General features: G+C 45.0%; 17 protein-coding genes. 6 read left to right on the top strand and 11 right to left on the bottom strand.

The genetic code is table 11. From position 1 onward, the window contains the following. Positions 1-291: 291 nt before the first annotated feature. On the top strand, positions 292-4,692 hold the full coding sequence (locus KIO97_RS23815) for an SslE/AcfD family lipoprotein zinc metalloprotease (RefSeq protein ID WP_285384128.1): 4,401 nt from the start codon (positions 292-294) through the stop codon (positions 4,690-4,692). Between the two features lie 89 nt (positions 4,693-4,781). Here KIO97_RS23815 and KIO97_RS23810 read toward each other — a convergent pair whose 3' ends face one another. The 3 genes from KIO97_RS23810 to KIO97_RS23800 are packed head-to-tail and all read right to left on the bottom strand — an operon-like array spanning position 4,782 to position 6,424. Next, positions 4,782-5,444 (bottom strand): DNA alkylation repair protein, encoded by a 663-nt coding sequence (locus tag KIO97_RS23810; RefSeq protein WP_285384127.1) that lies wholly within the window; start codon positions 5,442-5,444, stop codon positions 4,782-4,784. Positions 5,445-5,455: 11 nt separating this feature from the next. Continuing rightward, positions 5,456-6,205 (bottom strand): bifunctional 2-polyprenyl-6-hydroxyphenol methylase/3-demethylubiquinol 3-O-methyltransferase UbiG, encoded by a 750-nt coding sequence (locus KIO97_RS23805; protein ID WP_285384126.1) that lies wholly within the window; start codon positions 6,203-6,205, stop codon positions 5,456-5,458. Between the two features lie 3 nt (positions 6,206-6,208). Beyond that, positions 6,209-6,424 carry a DUF6434 domain-containing protein gene (locus tag KIO97_RS23800; protein ID WP_285384125.1) on the bottom strand — a complete coding sequence of 72 codons (216 nt, stop codon included), beginning with the start codon at positions 6,422-6,424 and terminating at the stop codon, positions 6,209-6,211. A 254-nt stretch (positions 6,425-6,678) separates the two neighbouring features. On the opposite strand from KIO97_RS23800, the gene KIO97_RS23795 reads away from it, so the two are divergent. Further along, positions 6,679-7,110 (top strand): hypothetical protein, encoded by a 432-nt coding sequence (locus tag KIO97_RS23795; protein WP_122019518.1) that lies wholly within the window; start codon positions 6,679-6,681, stop codon positions 7,108-7,110. 52 nt (positions 7,111-7,162) lie between these two features. Here the strand turns inward: KIO97_RS23795 and KIO97_RS23790 are convergent, their stop codons facing one another. Next, positions 7,163-8,701 carry a sensor domain-containing diguanylate cyclase gene (locus tag KIO97_RS23790; protein ID WP_285384124.1) on the bottom strand — a complete coding sequence of 513 codons (1,539 nt, stop codon included), beginning with the start codon at positions 8,699-8,701 and terminating at the stop codon, positions 7,163-7,165. 448 nt (positions 8,702-9,149) lie between these two features. On the opposite strand from KIO97_RS23790, the gene KIO97_RS23785 reads away from it, so the two are divergent. Genes KIO97_RS23785 through KIO97_RS23775 form a run of 3 tightly spaced genes read left to right on the top strand, consistent with a single transcriptional unit; the run spans position 9,150 to position 13,910 of the window. Further along, positions 9,150-12,314, top strand: a complete 3,165-nt coding sequence (locus KIO97_RS23785) for a response regulator (protein ID WP_285384123.1) — start codon at positions 9,150-9,152, stop codon at positions 12,312-12,314. A gap of 17 nt (positions 12,315-12,331) precedes the next feature. Further along, positions 12,332-12,805, top strand: a complete 474-nt coding sequence (locus KIO97_RS23780; RefSeq protein WP_005427818.1) for a hypothetical protein — start codon at positions 12,332-12,334, stop codon at positions 12,803-12,805. 1 nt (position 12,806) lies between these two features. After that, entirely contained in the window at positions 12,807-13,910 is a 1,104-nt protein-coding gene (locus KIO97_RS23775; protein WP_285384122.1) for a porin, read from the top strand. Positions 13,911-13,988: 78 nt separating this feature from the next. On the opposite strand, the gene KIO97_RS23770 is transcribed toward KIO97_RS23775, so the two are convergent. From KIO97_RS23770 to KIO97_RS23740, 7 genes are all read right to left on the bottom strand, one after another. Further along, positions 13,989-14,930, bottom strand: coding sequence for a DMT family transporter (locus KIO97_RS23770; protein WP_005528302.1), 942 nt, complete (start codon positions 14,928-14,930; stop codon positions 13,989-13,991). 183 nt (positions 14,931-15,113) lie between these two features. Next, the gene (locus KIO97_RS23765) at positions 15,114-15,728 is read right to left on the bottom strand and encodes a sugar O-acetyltransferase (RefSeq protein ID WP_285384121.1); all 615 of its coding nucleotides are present in this window, start codon (positions 15,726-15,728) and stop codon (positions 15,114-15,116) included. Positions 15,729-15,943: 215 nt separating this feature from the next. Next, entirely contained in the window at positions 15,944-16,273 is a 330-nt protein-coding gene (locus tag KIO97_RS23760) for a hypothetical protein (protein WP_285384120.1), read from the bottom strand. A gap of 138 nt (positions 16,274-16,411) precedes the next feature. After that, a complete protein-coding gene (cyaB, locus tag KIO97_RS23755; protein WP_285384119.1) occupies positions 16,412-16,960 on the bottom strand; it encodes a class IV adenylate cyclase in 549 nt (182 codons plus the stop codon). A 145-nt stretch (positions 16,961-17,105) separates the two neighbouring features. Then, entirely contained in the window at positions 17,106-17,492 is a 387-nt protein-coding gene (locus KIO97_RS23750; protein WP_285384118.1) for an MAPEG family protein, read from the bottom strand. Positions 17,493-17,566: 74 nt separating this feature from the next. Continuing rightward, on the bottom strand, positions 17,567-18,001 hold the full coding sequence (locus KIO97_RS23745) for a DUF962 domain-containing protein (protein ID WP_005427632.1): 435 nt from the start codon (positions 17,999-18,001) through the stop codon (positions 17,567-17,569). 178 nt (positions 18,002-18,179) lie between these two features. Continuing rightward, complete coding sequence (locus KIO97_RS23740) at positions 18,180-18,662, bottom strand: MarR family winged helix-turn-helix transcriptional regulator (RefSeq protein WP_051117076.1); 483 nt, start codon at positions 18,660-18,662, stop codon at positions 18,180-18,182. 120 nt (positions 18,663-18,782) lie between these two features. On the opposite strand from KIO97_RS23740, the gene KIO97_RS23735 reads away from it, so the two are divergent. Continuing rightward, positions 18,783-19,685 carry a DMT family transporter gene (locus KIO97_RS23735; protein ID WP_122019504.1) on the top strand — a complete coding sequence of 301 codons (903 nt, stop codon included), beginning with the start codon at positions 18,783-18,785 and terminating at the stop codon, positions 19,683-19,685. The last annotated feature ends 53 nt before the right edge of the window (positions 19,686-19,738 follow it).

Genomic DNA, 19,738 nt, shown 5'->3' with positions numbered 1-19,738 from the left:
ACCAGCAAACTGTACGCTATTTTTATAGAAAAGAAAGCGAAAGCAACCACAAGGTTTTGCCATTCTCGGAATCCTGCTCCCATTTGCGTAAATAATCGCGATGCGCCATTAATTTTTGTTCCCTCCTGCCGCATTTGAAACTAGAATGCGCGCGCATTTATTGAGCCCTAAAAAGTCACTAAAAGTTAGGCACTTATAAATCAAAACTTAATATTTTTGAGCTTTTAGATAAAGTTAATCTCAACCAACTCGCCATCCAGACGACGATGGCATTTCATAAGGGTTTAGTCTTTGAAAAGAAGTCTTCTTTCAATCCTTGTCGCTTCGCTGCTGTTTGGCTGCGGAGGCGATGAAAACAAACACTCAACAAGCACCACGCCTCCAACGGTCGAACCAGATTTACCGCCTGATCAACCAGATATTGGCGTGACTACCTACCAAGGTAAGCTGTTCATTAACGGTAAACAGATCACTGGTGATATTCAGTGTGATGGCCAAGACATCAGTGAGTCTGGCTACTTCACCTACGCTGCTTCAGAAGGCCAGTTTGATTGTCAATTTGGTGGTGTGGCTTTAGGTAAGTTCAGTTACCAGATCCCTGAGCAAACTCGTATGGGTTCACAGCCAGCTGAATTAACGCAAGCCTATGACCTAAAAGACGTACTCGGCCAACACGCAAACAACGCCAACAAGCTGTTAAACAAGATCGACACGTGCCCTACTCAGGACGCACAAGTGTGTTTGGATGAAATCAACAGTTATGACATCCAAGACTTATACGAAAGTGACGATCAAGCTGCGATTGATGAGTTCCTCAATCCAAGTGTCGCAAATGAAGGTGAACAACCAAGCGCGCACGTTGACCCAGAACTTCAACCAGAAGTCACTCCGGGCGCTAGCAACAACTTAACAGGCTCGTTCGTATCTGCTAATGCAGAGGCGACTTACGAATACAAACCAAGTGCAGCCAACAAACCGTTGACCAAAAGCCGTTTGACCGACTCGCAAGGAAATACGCTTGCTGGCGTCGAGTTCTTTAGCCAATCCGCACGCGGAATCACGGATGCCAACGGTGAATTTGAATACCTTTGGGGTGAGAACCTGATCTTTGGTATCGACACCTTTACTCTAGGCCAAGTGAAAGGCAATAAGGTCAATTACCAACTTGCAGATTTAAGCGACAACCCATTGGTGAAACAGAACCTTGATGCGTTCGTTCATCGCTATGGTGTGTCTTCTGGCAACCATATTGAAATCAGCGATACCGTTCGTCAGGTGTTTGCTCAATATCCGAACGTTATTAACGAGCTGATCAATCTGAGCCTACCAAACGGTGCAAAAATTGAAGGCACGAACTTCACCACACCAAATGAGTTCGAAGCGCAATTCAGCCAGGGTTTAACACAAATCATTGATGGTCAACTAAAACAAACGCCTCAATGGTCGGGCTTTGCTGCACCGATGCTACGCACAGTTCGTGCTTCTGGTAGCAATTATGTCACGCAGTCTCTGCACCAGATTTATGCTGGCGTGGATAGCGTCCACATCTTCCATGATAACCATGGTTGGGGCGGCTCTGGTTACACACGTGCGATGCGTAACTTCAACCTGACGAATGAAGCCTTCCCTGTTCTTATGCCACGTAACGACAACAGTTACTGGCTTGGATTTGGTGAAGAAGCTGCGTGGACACGTGGATCCGGCAAAGATCAAAAAGCATACATCGTGGATGCTACAACCATTGATGAGAACTCAACGGTCGTAATGCAGCGCCCAGAAGTGATTTCCAAACAAACCGCGACCTTTAATCTACCAACCATGACGGCAGGTATGATTGGCTCGGGTAAAGTCGTTTTCTTGGGTAACGCAATGTACACCTCGATCTTCTCTTGTCCAGAAAACTACTGGGCAGGTACAGATTTAGGTATCGATAGCGCAGTACAACAATGTCGTTACAGCACGCCTCACAACCAAGAAGCCCAAGATGCGGATACCCGTACTGACAACGGCAGCATGCAGGTCATGTTCGGCAACTTGATTGATTGGTTAGTTCCTAATGCGACGCAAAACTCTGTCGCGATTGCCACCAACATCAATAAAGGTCACGCATTCCGTTGGGATCGTAAAGAAGGTCAAATCTACGATTTCTTTGTCAACCCAAGCTATAAATTGGGTGAAATGGACGTATTAAGCAGCGGCCAGTTTGATTCATTAGATCCAACATCTACACCACTGCTTTTGCTTCAGTCTTACGAAATCAAAACCGATGGCTACGCGACAAAATCCGTCGTCTCTGACATCAACCAACCTAAGCTAGATGCTGATGACGTTACTGCTCTGATCGAATACGTAAACAACGGCGGCAACATCATCTTCTTTGACGCGTTAGAAGAGAGCAACCCAGAACCGATTGCTCGTTTAGCTGATGCCGCTGGGGTTTCTGTTGGTGGTGCGAACGTTGCGAAGACATTCCAATCTCTGTGTACTGATAGCTATTGGTGCCACAGCACATCTGGCCCGAACGTACCTAACCTGCATACTGTCGCAGAGCACGATCTCGTGGTTTATGAGCGTTATGCAGACACGACTAAGATTGAGATTAACGACAACGGTACAGTGACATGGCCGGGCAATATCGACATGCCAACGCTAGAAATTCCGTTGTACAAAGTCTCAATTGATGGACAAGAGCATCAACGTTATGCCTTCCACATGGTGAAGTCAGAACAAGAGAAGCAAGCAGCCGTCGCAGAGCTTCAACGCGAGTTTCCTGGCGTTCCGGTTTGTAAAGACGATTACCAATACGAAGTAAACTGTATTGAAGTGCGCGAAGGTCATGGCATTCCAAGCCGCGGTAACCACCATCGCCCAGACTTTACCCGTTACGAAATGAGCCCAGAAGTCGTGGATAGCATGGTAAAGGCAGCGAACTTAGGTGCAAATATTGATCGCCTGCTTTCTCACGAGCTTTACTACCGCAGTAAAGGGGAAATTGGAGAGCGCTTATCACAAGCCGAGCTGACATCAACCTACGATAACCTATCCGTTTGGCTTTGGAATGACGAGCAATACGAATTCAATCCAAACGCACAAGATGAGCTTGGCTTCGAACGTGCGGTCGAAATACTGAACTGCTACACCGACAATGCACACCAAGGTGGCAATGTTTGTGGTCAAGAGACGCAAGAGCAACTTGCTAAATGGTCAATGATTACCGAATCAGGCGAGCTGAACCCGTCTTACCCTCTGAACTGGATGGAAAAGCCGTTAACCCGCATGATGCTGGGTCGCTCTTATTGGGATTTGGATATCAGTGTCGACACGACGAGCTACCCAGGTCGACCAAGCCAATCAGGCAGTGCAGCGAACATTGCGATTCATACTGACAACAAAACCGTGATAGGTACAGCAGGCAGTATGCAATCGACGGGCCTGTGGGCGCCGCAACTGCAAGAAGTCACCATTTCAGGGGGCGTGAAAGCATCTATCAACGTTGCTTTGGTTGATGATCTAACGGGCCGTGCAAACCACGAGCTGAGTTTGAAACGCCCGCCACGCGTGCAAAAGACCTTCCAATATGACGGTTCCTCTTTGAGCTTCAAAGTACCTTACGGTGGTTTGATTTACATTCAACCGTTAGAGGTGGATTCTCGTGACGTTGTGACGTTTAACTTCACTGGCGTGCTTCGTGCATCTTGGTGGAAAAACGGCTCTTGGCTAAACCCAATCAACACAGACGTACCACTGGCAGAAATCGACTCCGGTCATTTCATCTACACCACGCCAACGAATAACGTGCTGGATACAGACGTACCTAAGTTTGTCGATGAACTGAATGCATTCGCGAATCATGCCAGTGATTTTTACGGACGTGACCAGGTTATTGAACAAGGTCAACATCGTCGATTTACTTATGATGCCCTACTCGCCAACCGTCACCGCTTTGTGAATGACGTGCAAATCTCGATTGGTGCGGCGCACTCAGGCTACCCAGTACAAAGCAACAGCTACTGGCCGACATGGACAGTGGTGCCAACGAACCCAACCAATGACTGGTTGTTATGGCATGAAGTTGGCCACAACCTTGCTTCAGCGCCGTTTATGATGGCAGGTTCGACTGAGGTTACTAACAACATTCTTGCCCTTTACATGCAAGAGCAGCGTGAAGAGAAACCGTATATGGACCGCATCGCAAGCGACCTATCTAAATCGCCGCTATGGCTTGATCGTTTTGAAGGTCATCCATGGAGTGAAGCGGATGTTGGCATGCGTTTAGCCATGTTCGGTCAGTTAAAACTGTGGGCAGAAGATCATTTCAACATTGATGACTGGTATTCGAACCAAGCAGAGAAACCAAGCATCTTTGGCGAAGATCAGGGCTGGAACTTCTTCAAACTCGCGCACCGTAAAGCGCGTGGTGACAGCATTGGCGACCAAGGCATTAACTACTGTTCAACACAAAGCAGCCAGTTAAGCCAAGGGGATCTCATGATGGCATGTACCTCATACCTGACCGGATACGATCTGACAGATTACTTCCGCATGTGGAACCCATCAGAAACCAAATCCAACCTACCAAATGGCACTGTTGATTACTCCGGTGGTTTAACGCCTGCCGGTTTCAACGCGGTAGCAGCAATGGGCTTACCTAAGCCAGAGAAATCTCCATTTGAGTATTTGTCTGTTAAGTAACCCGTAAGACGATAAAAGCCGACAGAATTCGATTCTGTCGGCTTTTTCGTATCACTCTGTTTGCTTTGGCGAAATGCCGAAGAGGCAAACTACAAGGCCATCAACTCTCGCTGAGTTTGCTTATCCAGTTTTTCTATCGCATATCGAAACGCCGTTCTCGGCATTCTGCTGTGGCTGCATTTCAAATAATCTATCACACGTTCCGGTTCTTTTTGTGCCAATACTTTGAGCATCCAGCCATAGCCCTTTTGCACCAAGTAATGGTCATCTTCTAACAATAAGTCCACTATTTGAAAAGGCTCAGTGCCTCCATGCAGACCTTTATTTATCGGATAAATAAGTACAACTGCTGCGGCACGCCTGACGGCAAAGTTGTCACTCTTACACCAACTGAGTGTTCGCTGAAACAACTGGTTATCTTGAGCAATGAGCGCACCGAAAGCGTGGGTGCAGAAATCATCACAATCATTCCAGTCGGTAATGTACTGATAAAGCCAAGACTCAAACCGAGCATACGTCACCTCATCATAATGCTTTCTCATTCTGTAGGCCCAATCAAACGCAATCACACTCAAAGCCCAATCGCGCTCAGCTAATAATCTCTCACATTGTTCGAAAACTAAGTCTGGCTGTTTGCTATCCAATTGACGGAAGCTCTTGGAGGACAAGCTTCTAACCAAACCTGTCCGAACTCGCTCGTTGGGGTATCCAATCTCACTCAACTGTTCAGATAACGTTTCTACAATATTCATTTTTCTTCTTTCTACACTTCCTTGGTGATACGTTTGGCGTGAATCAACCACCAAGGTCGCCCGTCAAACAAACGAGAGCCAACTTGTTCAACTTCCAACATCAAGCCGTCGACAACTTCGCTAGGCAATACTTCCCTTAATTGAACTTCATTACTCACCCATTCTTGATAAATGGCATGCCAAAATTCAGAAACACCCTTTCTCTCAATCGCTTCAACTAATTCAAATCCGTTTCTTTCTAGAGCCGAACGCCATGCACAGCCCAGCTTTTTCGATTTAGGCGAGCCCTCTAGTGGCTCCCGTGTTGTGAAAATCAGTTGGCCATCCATATTTAGTAAGCGATGAACATCTAACAGCAATTGGTCTTCGTCTTTTGCAAATGGTAAAGCGTCGATGCTGACAACACAGTCAAACCTATTGTAAAGGCGGGATAAATTTTCAAATTCCACGACAGAAAACTCGACGCTTGAGCCCTCCTGTGTATGGTGCTTAGCGTACTCAATTGCGAATTCAGAACGATCTACGCCTAACACGTCGCAATCTAACGCTTGGTTAAGCCAGCGACTAAAGCCACCAGCTCCACAACCTAAATCCAATACAACCTTAGGTTTTTTGTTAATGAGTTTTCCTTGAATTTGCTCGAGTAACTCGACAGTACAACTGCTGTAAGGCTGCAAGTTCGAGGGGTAGATCTCACCTGCCGCTTTTGTCCATAATGAATTAAAGAAATCGTTGTTTAAACGGTATTGATAGCTATCCATAAATTACTTTGCTTCCTGTCTGCGTAACCATTCTTGTGCGGCTTCCCCCATGGTTATGCCCTCTGCTTGGTTCATCCATTGCATGAAGCCGCGATCAAACGCGAAATTATCTCCACACTTCGCTTTGAAGTAGCGACGTACATTCTGAGTACTCTTATAAGAGGAAGTCACTAACGTGTTGTCTTCTATCTGGTCTTTATGCCAATCCACTTTATTCATCTCACGTTCCTTGCCTGACTTTAATACGCAACGTCTTGCTTAAAAGAGAGAGTGACATCTTTTATTACCCACATCTACTTGGTGCTACTGAATACTTCATTTTTGCTGATAGGCTCATATTCCAACCATTTATGGGTTGCACGGGGAAAACAAAATGGGGACGAGACTCAAATATTTACCGATCGCATTGTAATCAGAGCTTCGCTAAGGCGGTCTGCAATTAGGGTCTCCCACTATTTATTGAAGGAATGAAAATGAAACAAACGCTTCACCCGAAAGTTCAACAGCAGTTAGGAATAGCTTTACTGGCATTGCGACTCAGTATCGCACTGGTGTTTATCATGTGGGCGCTGGATAAAGTGCTGGTGCCCGAACATGCTATGAAAGTATTTTCTGGCTTCTATGGCTTAGATATTTCGAGTGGCTTTTCTGTCGCGCTGGGTATTGCCCAGTTAGTTTTCATCGGAGTCTTTCTGGCTGGGCTTTGGAAGAACCTAACTTACCTTGCGATTCTGGTATTGCACGCCGGCTCGACGTTCTCTTCGTTCGCGAAGTACCTAGATCCATTCAACAACCTACTATTCTTCGCGGCATGGCCAATGCTTGCGGCGTGTTTCGCTCTCTACCTGTTGCGCGAGCATGACATTTATGTCCTGAGAAAACAGCCTCAAGCGGTTTCTATTTAACTCACATCCAAAAGCAAAGCGCATTAAAAAGGGAGGCTTCTCGCCTCCCTCTTCACTCATTGAATATCGGTACTTCTATCATCGAAGCGTGATAAAACGCATATCGCCCTTTGCCTAATTGCTTGGCTCGATACACTGCCATATCAGAACAGTGCAATAAGGTCTCGATGTCTCTTCCTGCATTATCTGTCATGACAACACCAATGGATGCGGTTAAGTTGATATCGAGACCTAAACGGTCAGCGGTGCTCTGTAGCTTTTCAAGAAATCTATCTAGCTTGAGTTCCAGATCCCGCTTGTTTCTAAACTCTTTCGTCAATACCACAAATTCGTCGCCGCCAAATCGACCTACAATGTCACGCTTATGGCCAAAGCTCTCTCTCAATACCGCCACAAATAATGCGAGGACTTTATCACCCGCGAGGTGACCGTAGGTATCGTTGATATATTTGAGGTTATCCATATCAAAGAAAATACAGGCTCTTGGCGTGTTGCCAAGAGCTAGTGATTTCTCTGCACCTCGCAAGAAGTATTCGCGTGTTAGCAATCCACTACGTGAACAAAAGACACCATTGCGACTGGCTTGAATAACTTGCTCGAAATGCTCTTTTAATTCCATAGAAGCGTCATTAAACACGACCTTACTCTCTTCCAAGAATCGGTCAAGCGGCTGCGTTAGACCCACCACTTGCTTACCCATTAAACGTGCGATCACGATGTAGATAGCGATAATCAACAACACGTTTACACCAAACATCAATGTACCTTCGCCAAGTAACGCGCTAAATTTCGCTTTGGAAAGCAAAATCCAAGGCGTACCTTCTACCCTAGTAAATTCAACGTATGATAAATCCAGAGGATAACTGTAAGTAAAGAAGCCACCTCTCTCGGAGCCCGTTAGTGCTTTTAAATTCTCTTCACGGTCAAACAGTTTTTCATAACCGTAGTTGAACAAGTTGACACCAATGTAATGCTCGTCTTGAGAGTGGCTGATGATGTTAAGATCTTCATCTAATAGCACGCTGTAAATGTCACTCTCTCCCTCTGTATCCAGTGCTTTTTGAATCTCAGAGAAATGAATGGACGCAGATATCGTACCTTGTAAATCGCCACCCTCATCAAACATTGGGCGACACAATACATACACCGTTTGCCCGTTAGACACATCGGTGAGGACATTGGTCATGACTGTTTTTTTGGTGCGAATAACCTGATGGAAGTACTTTCGGTGAGCAATAGAGTGGACTTTGTCATTATGAGTACTCACCATGTTTCCTACACCATCACTGAAACCAATGCCCGCAAGATCAAACGCTTGTTTATAAGGCATTGCTCTCTGTGCACGCTCATGTAAGGAGATATCGGGTTCAGTGAAATGTTGGTCGGAACTCATTGCTCGCAATAAATCACGGTAGCCACCAATGATCGTACCGAGATTAATTTCTGCCGATTTGACGTGATATTTGGAGAGGTTTTGAGCTTCACCGACTTGCTGATACGCCCAGTAAGTAAAGTTTGTGAATAATGCAATGAGGAATATCGGGACGGTATACCGCAGTGTGACCGATTGAAGACTTCTGGATACGTTCATGATTTAGTTATTGTTATTAATAGCCGTACAAAACTTTTCGTTTGCATAATAATGATTTCCCCGCCCTGAGCTTGTGACCCTATGAAATTCAAATCACAAAAATTTCAAGTACGTTCTGCACACAGTCTCAATCACAAGAAAATCCGGCAATTATACCCATGCCTTGGTATCTAAACAGCCATTTTCAGGCCTTATTCGACAAAATATTTTACTCACTCAACAAAAGGAATTTGTTTATAAATATCATCACGTCAAATAAACCATAATTATGCATAAAGACCGACCTATACTGATAGATTAAAAAACCTATCCACTTAAATAATCTATCTTTTTTCGTAGAAGTCACAGTTTTCACGCCGTACAAGTATGAATTTTTCTACCCCATTTCTAACAATTGAGATAGTTAGCCTACACTTTTATATCAACCAATTGGATATGGGTGTGTACTGTGGTCAGATCGCTTTCATGGAATAACCTATCTGTTAAGCACAAGTTATTTAGCTTAGTTGTTTTACCCATTGTCCTGCTCCTCTTTCTCGCGGGACAACAAGTTCATCGACTCTCTACACAAGCGCAAGATCTAGAGAGGGCTCAGTTATTTTCTGACTATATGGATAACGTTTCTTTTCTGTATAACTTGCCAAACAACAGTGACGTTTCAGACAGGGAATTAGAGATCAAATCCATCACCCACTCACTTAACAATGAAGCAAGGCGCATCTTTGCAGACAAAGGTTTAGAAATGGCCGATCTGCTTTCCAGCTTAGAAGAAGCGAGCTTATCTCTGGCGACCACAACAGACATGAATGAGCGTCTAGACATTGCAGAATGGCGAGCAGACACCTACAAGCAGATCCTACTCGCATTAGAAAAAGTGCCGTTTAATGACGCCACCTATGAAATCCAAGCGCACCTCTCTGCGCTAATACAAATCGAGTGGTTGATGTTTTGGTCTAAAGAAGAGAACCGCCTGAGCCAATATCTGATTTACTCCGGTGAGCACAACCAATTTTATGATGCCGACATCAGCAGCGAAATTGAATCTCTGGTCAAAAACCAACAATTGTTCCTTGAACGCTTCGTCACTCTCAACGCCAACCAACAACAAGTTGAACTGTTAATCGACACATTCACCAATGAAGTGTTCGTCCTTAGCCAAGAGTTCAGAAGCTTTCTGTTCAACGAAGAAGCGCTCAGCACCCTGCCAGAAGCTGAAGTTGCAGCAGGATTAACCGCACTAAATGGACGCTTAGCCTTGCTCAAAAACGTCGATAACGACATATCCAATCAACTCAAAGCGGATGTTGGTCAAGCGATCACCATAGCCAATCAGCAGCGTTTGATGTTCATTGGCGTTATGTCTTTCATTACCATCGCGGTGATTAGCTTAGCGCTACGCCTCGTACGTAAAGTAACCAACAACCTTCAATTGGTTCTCGAATTTCTCCGTCGTGATAGCTACAGCGAAGAATCTCCACTAAGAGAGTTAATCAAAGGCAAAGATGAGTTAAGTAAATTTGCGCAAGAAGTTGAGCGGTTGAGTTACGAACGCGAGCAAGCCAAGGTCAAACTCACCCAAGCTAAGGAAGACGCGGAACAAGCAAAAGATGATGCGATTAAAGCCAGTAAAGCAAAAAGCAGTTTCCTTGCCAATATGTCACATGAAATACGTACCCCGTTGAATGGTGTTATCGGCATTTCAGAAGTGCTGTCCGATACCTCTCTTACCGCTACGCAAAAAGACTACGTCGACACCATTGAGACGTCATCACAGCTACTACTGAGCTTGATTAATGACATTTTGGACTTTTCCAAAATTGAATCTGGCATGCTACTTATCAGCCCTCATTCCACATGCGTGCGCGAATCCATTTACGACATCGCATCTATTGTCTCGCCGAAAGCAAAAGAAAAAGGCATCGACCTTAAAGTGAGCATTAGCCGTAATACCCCTTATCGATTGATGATTGATGATCACCGTCTACGCCAAGTTATCATGAACTTTATGTCTAATGCGGTGAAGTTCACCGAAAAAGGCAGCGTGCATCTCTCTGTTACCACACACGGCGTCTCAGGCGCCAACGCTGTCATGGAGTTTTCTGTTCAGGATTCAGGTATTGGGATCGACGAGCAACAACAAAAGAACATCTTCGAACCATTCGCGCAAGAAGATAACTCTACAACCCGCCAGTTTGGTGGTACTGGTCTTGGCTTAGCAATAAGTACACAGCTCGTCGAGTTAATGGGAGGCAAGATCCAACTAGAATCTGAAAAAGGACACGGCAGTCGATTTTTCTTCCAAATATCCCCTGCAATCGTTTATTTGGGCTTTGATCCCAAGCATGCTGCCAGCGAAAGCCAAATTTGGTTAGTTTGCGAAGATGCAGACATGGAACGGATACTGTGCGATGAACTGAGCTTCTACCAGATTGCGGTTCATCAATCGATAACACACTTAGACGCCCTTCCTGCTTGGATTAGCGATAAGGAACGCGTCATCGTGATTTACAACGAGACACGACCAAATTCAGCGATGAAAAACGAAGCAACATTCCAACGACTAGCAGCTCAAAATGTGCATATTTGTCTCGTTAGACACCTTCATAGCGACCAGTTTGACTTTGGTGAAAATGTCAGTGCTATCATTACTCAGCCACTTCTGGGGCAACGCCTAGTCAAGGCGATTGAAAGCTGTCAGGCAAGATTCAGTCAAACCGCTCTAGAGGCAGATGCAAGCGAAACATCGAATACTAACAACAAAATCTTGGTGGTCGATGACAACACGGTAAACCAAAAAATCGCAGGGTTACATGTGACAAAGGCTGGCTATGAATTTGACTTAGCGGCCAATGGCCAAGAAGCGGTCGAGATGTTCGCTAAAAATCAATACGCATTGATCCTGATGGATTGCATGATGCCCGTGATGGATGGGTTTGAAGCAACAAAAAGAATTCGCCAATTGGAAAAAGAGGTCCGTAGAGGCTATCGAATCCCAATCATTGCCTTAACAGCAAGCGTAGTGGATGACGATATACAGAAATGTTTCGATGTCGGTATGGATGACTACGTGCCTAAACCATTCAAAGCAGCGGTATTAAAAGATAAATTGTCAAAAGCCGTTGAGGCTAGCAAATCGAACGTAGCAATAACTCCCGCGGTATCTTCAACTATAAGCAGCCGAATCAACACTCAACCAAAAGAAAGGCCGGAAGAACCGATGACAACGCCATTACCCAGCCGATCTGAGCGTATTCTTTTGGTTGAAGACAATACGGTCAACCAAAAAGTCGCCTCTCTACTTCTGAGTAAGGCGGGGTATCAATTTGAAATCGCTGAAAATGGTCAGATCGCCTTGGACATGTTCCAACAAGATAATAGCTTCGACATCATCTTAATGGACTGCATGATGCCGGTGATGGATGGCTTCGAAGCAACTAAAGAGATTCGTGCATACGAAAAAGTTTCTGGTCTGCCTAAGACCCCTATCATCGCGCTCACAGCAAGTGTCGTAGACGACGATATTCAGCGCTGTTATGACTCTGGCATGGATGCCTATGTACCGAAACCAGTGAGAAAAGAAAAGCTTCTCCATCAAATTGAAAGTGTGATTTAAAGAGCAAGGTAATGGTCATGGATACCCATTTCTTAAAAAACAAGGTGCTGAGCGTTGTCTCTACCGCAATGATTGCTTTTGCATTGCTGATCTCCTTCGATAGTGAAGCCTTGGCGGCAGATAGCTATGCTATTTTTTCTCTCGATTCAGATTTTGATGAACTCAACATCACCAAAGCACGAAAGCTCTATCGAGGGAAAACCAAACGACTGCAGGGTAAACGAATTGAGCTATCTGATTGGCCTGATACCTCCTCGGAACGCTCTGAGTTCTACCGATACCTCCTCAACAAAAATGTCGCGCAAATGAATGCGCATTGGGCAAGCTTGTCATTCTCAGGTAAAGCGCGCCCACCCAAAGTTATCGACAATTCCGATATGGATGCCCTTTTGACATGGATGAAAGAAAAGCCAAATCGCATTGGCTATGCACCGGTGAGTAGCCTTCCGTCAAATGCACAGATCCTCTACGTAGTAAGCTCGGAGAAATAATATGAAGAAAACACTCATCGCATCAGTGATAGCAACAGCGCTTAGCAGTGTGGCCTTACCGAGCTTAGCGGCAATAGAGATCACCGATAATTTATCGTTGAGCGGCTTTGGCTCTACCTCATGGGCAACAACTGACAACGAAACACCAGTGCTCGTTAATCGATTCATCGACGATGAAAACTGCTACGACTGTGATACCACGTTTGGTGTTCAACTCGACTTCTATTACGACGCTTTTAAAGCTTCTGCTCAAATGGTCAAAAGACCACAGGACCACTGGAGCGATCCTCAGCTAGAATGGGCCTACCTTGCCTACAGCTATGGCAATATTGAGTTTCGCGCTGGTCGCCTACGAATGCCTGTATTCCTCGCCTCCGAGTATTACTATGTCGGGCACGCCTTTACGCCAGCAAGGCCACCAAACGAAGTCTATGACAGTATTCTGGGAATTACGGCGTTCAATGGGGTTTCATTTCTATGGAACTATGACATCAGCGACAGCATGACGTTAACCACGACACCTTTCATTGGTTTTCATGATGAAAGTACCGTCGACTTTAACGCCAATACCGAGCTGACGTTTAAAACTAACGATATGTATGGCGTGAACTTCATCTTGAGTGGTGATTATTATCGTTGGAACTTGACCTATTTAGATTCGAATTACGACCAAGAAACGAAACTGCGCAACCTCACTACCACTATTCCTGGTGTTGGTGTTGTTCCCATTCCAGATCAAACCATCAAAGCAAAAGGCCAAGATATTCAGCTTATCTCGTTAGGCGCAGAATATGAGTTTGATGCCCTGACTTTAACTTTGGAAGGTCAAACCAACGACATTGCATCTGCATGGTATGCACAAGGCAGCTATAACTTAAACAAGTTCACACCGTATGCTATTTATGGCCAGCAGTTTGATGATCATGAACATCGAGTTGGCGATAGCTACCTCTTCGGTGTGAGATACGATCTTCACTACAATGTGTCACTCAATGCAGAGTGGCAACACTTCAAGGCTTATCGTGACGCCTCAGGTGCATTTGTTTCTCCCCCTTCAGATGACAGCGCAGATATGTACACCATTATGGCTAACTTTGTGTTCTAAACCTTTGGCAGGTCAATGCTTATCGACCTGCCTCCCCTCTATCACCGTCCCCGTTCTTCGTCTTCTGTAATAGAGTACTCATGACTTAAACCGGTTGATCATCACAACCGAAACAACGGTCAGCATCATCCCCAAGGCATGAAACCAAGTAAATGATTCATTCAATATAAAAATGGCGCACAACGCCGTCATCGCAGGACCAATATTGCTCACCAAACTCAGGTGTGCAGGGTCGAGCCGCGCCATTGCGGCTGCTATCAAATACGAGGGAATCACAGTGCAGAAGATGCCAAGCAATACCCCAATGGTGATGAGTTCTTCACTCATAGTATTTAACTGTAGCGAGCTAAAAGACAGATGAATAAGAATTGCAATCCCAGCACTCCCCATTCCAATACTGGTGAACAGCTTACTTCCGAGTTTTGCGATACTGGCTTTACTCATGACCAAATACACGGCAAATACAAATGCCGACGCAATCGCTAATCCACCACCGAGCCAAATCTTCTCTCCATAGTGAGAAAGATCGTGCGCCACAATGAGACCAACCCCAAGATACCCAACCAAAACGGCAAATAATACCGAACGCTTGGGTGATTGCCCCTCTTTAAACCACATGATCAGCACAACAAAAGTAGGAAAAAGGAAAAGTAATAAGCGCTCAAGTTGGGCGGAAATGTAATTAAGTGCCGTAATGTCTAAATAACTGGCCAAGTAATAACCCAGCACGCCAATGGACGCCGCTTTAAGTCCATGCTTTCTCACTTTCCCGCGATATTCAGAGTTACGCAACGTCCAAAACAAAATGCCAAGGTAAACTGGTAATGAACTCATCGCTCGTAGCGTCATGATACTGACCGCATCACCACCATGCTGGTAAGCGAGTTTGACAAAGACAGGTTTAATCGAAAACAGCAGTGTTCCGGCAAGTGCAAGCATGACACCTATTGTCACTGCACTCACTGGCTTCTTTTTGATCTGGCTTTCTGATTGGTCGTTGGAATCGGATGCCGTATTCATTTTCTCTCCTTGATGATTGATAACATTCAAACAAGGCTACGAGATAGAATACGATTCTGGCTGCATCTACTCGCAGCCAGGCACAACTCAACCTACCGACTGCTTGGCATTGGAAGGAGGAGCCACCAGAGGTTGGTTGTGCGGATGATCATTTTACTTTCCTATTCGGGTAGAACGTTCAGACTAACCATTGAACATATTTTGTTCAAGCTTACGGTCTTTAAAATAGTACTCTTTGTCGTGTTGTCCGACCTCTCTCAGCACACGACATGGATTACCAACCGCAACAACGTTGGCAGGAATGTCCTTGGTTACTATGCTGCCAGCGCCAATCACTGAATTTTCTCCAATCGTCACACCCGGTAATACCACCGAGTTTGCACCAATCCATACGTTATCTCCGATTCGAACTGGTATGTTGAACTGAGCGACATCTCGTCTCAAATCAGGTTCGATTGGGTGCCCTGCCGTCGCTATAGTCACATTCGGTCCAATCATTACGCTATTCCCAATGTAGATGTAGGTATCGTCGACCAAAGTGAGATTGAAGTTCGCGTAAACATTGTCGCCAAGGTAAGTGTGGCATCCCCAGTTCGCCCTTAAAGGCGGTTCGATGTAGCAATTCTCACCTACCGACGCGAGAAGACGCCCGAGTATCTCGCCCCGCTTTTCTGACTCTGAAGGACGGGTGTGATTGTAATCGTATAAGGTTTCAAGACATTCAATTTGCATTGCCGCCAGCTCTTCATCATTGCAAAAATACACTTTTTGGCTGTGCAGCATGGTTTTCTTATCCATTTTTATTCCTGTTTAGGGGATGTTCTTGGTTGGAATTTAACAAAGTAGCGGTAACAATGGCTTGCCAATAGTCATGAAATTCACCTTTCGCCCTAAAAAGAAAGTAAGCAATTATTAGCGAAGAAAAATGGACGAGGGTGAAGGTATCGTGCCCAAAGTTGAAATATGAACAGAAATCAAAAATGCCGCAAATTTCGAATCTTGCGGCATTTGTTCTAAGTAGGCTTATTTCTTTTTTTACGAGCTTTCAGGCGCGCTTTAAATTTCTTATCTCGACGCTTTAATGCTCGAAAAAACTTCGATTCTTCGTGATACCAACCGATAACACTGACAGGAAACCCCACCAGCATCATGATAAAAATATCGGCGGGAAACTGCTCCGTAATGTCTTTCAATGAATGCAGTTTACCAAAAACAAATAAACCGATTATCTTGCCAACCAACAACGCACAGCAAATCATCAAGAAAGACTTCATAATGTAGTTCCATTTGCCTTTCTTGCGCTCTTCTCGCCAATACACGTATTTGTGCTCGCGGTTGTACATTTCCCCCTCCGCTTAAGTGACATTGTCACCATCATTTTCGAAATGGAATGTTAATGCGAGACGGCAAGCTCGCACTACTTTAATCATAGTGCGATTGGGGGGAGTTGCTTATTAGACCAATAAGAAATGACGGGGATTTTACTGAGCGGTCCATATTTGTTTGTAAGACCGCAGTTCTCGGTTGGACTCATCCAAACCAAACATGCCTGCTAGAGCCTCTAGTTTTTGCTTGTAACGTCCTAATGCGCTTTCATCATCAGTCATGATCGCGAATTCTGCGAAATAACCAATGCCTTCAAGGTGATCGAGCGTAATATGGAATTCACCGACAAAGTAGACGCTGCGAACCTTCTTAGTATGAAGAATCACCTCATATCCCATGTTCTCCAACATGCTTTTGGCTGCGTGGGACTTGGTGATGTCTGTCGCTTCGCAACGATCTTCTTCCGGTCCTTTCACAATCCAAAGCTTAATCCCAGACGGTTCAATTTCACGAATCACCAAGCTTTTGTTTTCGTTGGTTAGTTTGCGCTCGGGGGTATCGTAAAACCAATCTGATTCTTGGTTATCTTCGAACATCACCTCGTGCTGTAGGCTGCTCAGCGCGGTTAAAAACGCTCGCTTGTCTTTCACTCTGTATTTCAATTCAACTTCAAACTGCCCCAGAAAATGATCTTGTGCACTCACGCGACTACCTCACTACAACTGTTCGCTTCGACTTTTTTGTTGTTCTTTGCAACGTTAAAGGACTTCTAAAACCAGCGAGATGGTAACATAGGTTAGTAATTCGAAATGCTGCACAAGATAACTTTGTGCAAACGCGTCGTTAAAATCAAAACGCAAGAGAAAGCATATAAATACAGCTTGTCACGCCCACAATAACGACAAAGGTTCGGCCAATAGCGATATCTGCGATGTACATAACCGGATGCGCCATTCGCGTTATAGCAAATATAATGGCTGACATAGACAAGTCAGACCAAGGAACGCCACTCAAGCTCACCGCTAAAATTGTGGCTGTGTAGAAAGCCAGCGCTTCCCAAGCATTGGATTGAGCAGCAATAATTCTCGCCGCACGCCCACTAAGTTTCCTCTCCTGCAAGCGTGGATGATGATTATCAAGATGACCGAGTTGCTGAACCTTGGCATATCCACCAAAACCAGCAAGTACATAAGGAATGACGCTAACAAAAACTAAAACAAACAGAGCGGTAGGCATAATAGATCTCGATAAAAATGGGAACTACCTAGAGTCTAGCAACTCCTTATTCCCATAACTTCTTGCTCATCTCATTAATGCTTACGAAACACCCAAATAGGACCAATCAGTAAAAACTGAACGTCTTCAAAAAACGATGGTTTCTTCCCTTCGATTTTGTGCCCGATAAACTGGAAAATCCAAAGCACACCAAAAAGTAGCATCGAAATCTGTAAGACTGGCCAACCTAGTATGTCCATCGACCAGATCAGGCCGATACACGCAACGGTGTAGCCAATCATCATAATAAATACGCTTAAAGAAAGGCGGTAGTAAAAGATCCACGCGGGTAGCGCAACAACCCACACCCAGTTGAGATTGAACCCAAATAAAGGAATCTGCGGAATGGACCAAATCAAGCCAACCACCGATAAAAAGATGCCGGGTACCGCCACCTTGTGAATCTTTTGGTTGATTGGGTTTTGATGGCTTTCACCGTAGGCTTCTAACCATTCAGAAAGTGCACGCATAACTTCACCTTTAACATCGCTATAACATTTATATAGTCGGTGCGAGTTAAAGGTGCGAGTTTTTGCCCGAAGATATTGATAATAAACAAAGTATCTGTGACCAAGTACAAAGTATGTTACTGATATCCCGATGAAATACGCTGCCCTTTAGTCAGTTTCAAATCCACAAGGTTATCGATTACTCATACTGAGGCAATAAGAGCTTTAACGCCTGATTAACCTGCCCTTTTTCTGCACTGCTCAAAGACCCCATCAACTCATGTTGCGCTTGAAGGTGCTGCTCTATCAGTGAATCAATCAGCTCGAAACCTTTTTCTGTGAGTTCGACAGTGACGCTACGGCGATCTTCTTTACTGTGCTCACGCGCGATCAAATCTTTCTTCTCTAGCTTATCAAGCCTATTTGTCATGGCACCGGATGTCAGCATCATGGATGAAATCAGCTCTGATGGCGTTAAACGATATGGCTGACCACTGCGTCGCAGCGTTGCTAAAACATCAAACTCGCCCATTTTGAGATCGTAACGTTTGTGCAGTTCGGCGACGTGGTTTTCCATGTGCTTTGCGATTCTCATCAAGCGCCCCATGATCGCCATCGGTTCGGTGTCGAGCTCCGGCTTTTCCTTAGCCCATTGGCTTACCACTCTGTCAATTGCGTCCATTACCCTTTCATCTCCAAAGACATTCTGATTTACAAATTAATCTTAACATAAAGATACTTTACAAAAAGTCATTTCAAACGTATCGTTACAATAAATTATCTCAACATGAAGATATTTAATGTGAACATTTTACTCGCAATGATTCCGGCGTTCTTTTGGGGCACCACCTACGCCGTGACACAATTTACTTTGCCAGACTGGCCGCCAGTGTTGCTTGGCGCACTGCGAGCTTTGCCGGCTGGCCTTTTATTACTTGCTATTAAACCATCACTACCTAAGAAACAAGATTGGAAGATCTTACTGGTACTAGGCACAATCAATATCGCCCTCTTCTTCGGACTCATCTTTGTTATGGCGTTGACCTTGCCTTCTGCCATTTCTGGCGTCGGTATGATTTCTGTCCCTGTGTTTGCGATGCTATTTGGCTGGGTTGTATACAAACGACAACCAAGCTTGATTCAAGGGATAAGTGGCGCAGCGCTGATTGCACTGGCGTGGTTCCTATTTGATCCTAGTTCGATCACACTCAACCCAATTGGCTTAATCGCTATGCTATCTGCAATCATGTGTATCGTTATCGGCAGTAGTGTCACTAAGTCTCTTGGTGCAAGAATGCACTGGTGGACGGTGCTAACGTGGCAGCTCATCTTAGGCGGTGTCATTCTTTCTATCGCCGCAGCCATCTTTGCGAGCTTTAATCCTGAGCCGTATGTGAGCGCCCTACAAAACGCATCATTGAGAAACGTCGCTGGTTTATTGTGGGTTATCGTACTTAACACTGCGCTTGGCTACGGCATGTACGTGTGGCTATTGCAACGCATGTCGGTGGTGGACTTTACCTTCGGTGGTATCGCCAACCCAGTAGCTGGCATTGTTTCTGGCTTAGTCTTGATGGGCGAAAGCTTCACTCCCCTTCAATACAGCCTGATGCTAGGCATGATCCTGATGTCGCTCGTTCCACAACTGGTGATGTCCTTTAAACAAAAACGCAGCATCAATCACGCAAAACCTTGTGAGTCGTAACACTCTACAAAGCGAAAAACAAAAAGCCCGAGTTTGTGCTCTAATGCCGATCG

Origin of the sequence: Vibrio sp. B181a, from assembly GCF_030248375.1 — a bacterium.
GTDB classification, from domain to species: domain Bacteria; phylum Pseudomonadota; class Gammaproteobacteria; order Enterobacterales; family Vibrionaceae; genus Vibrio; species Vibrio campbellii.
Note: the sequence above shows the minus strand (reverse complement) of the source record. Positions and strands in the feature narration are given on the sequence as shown.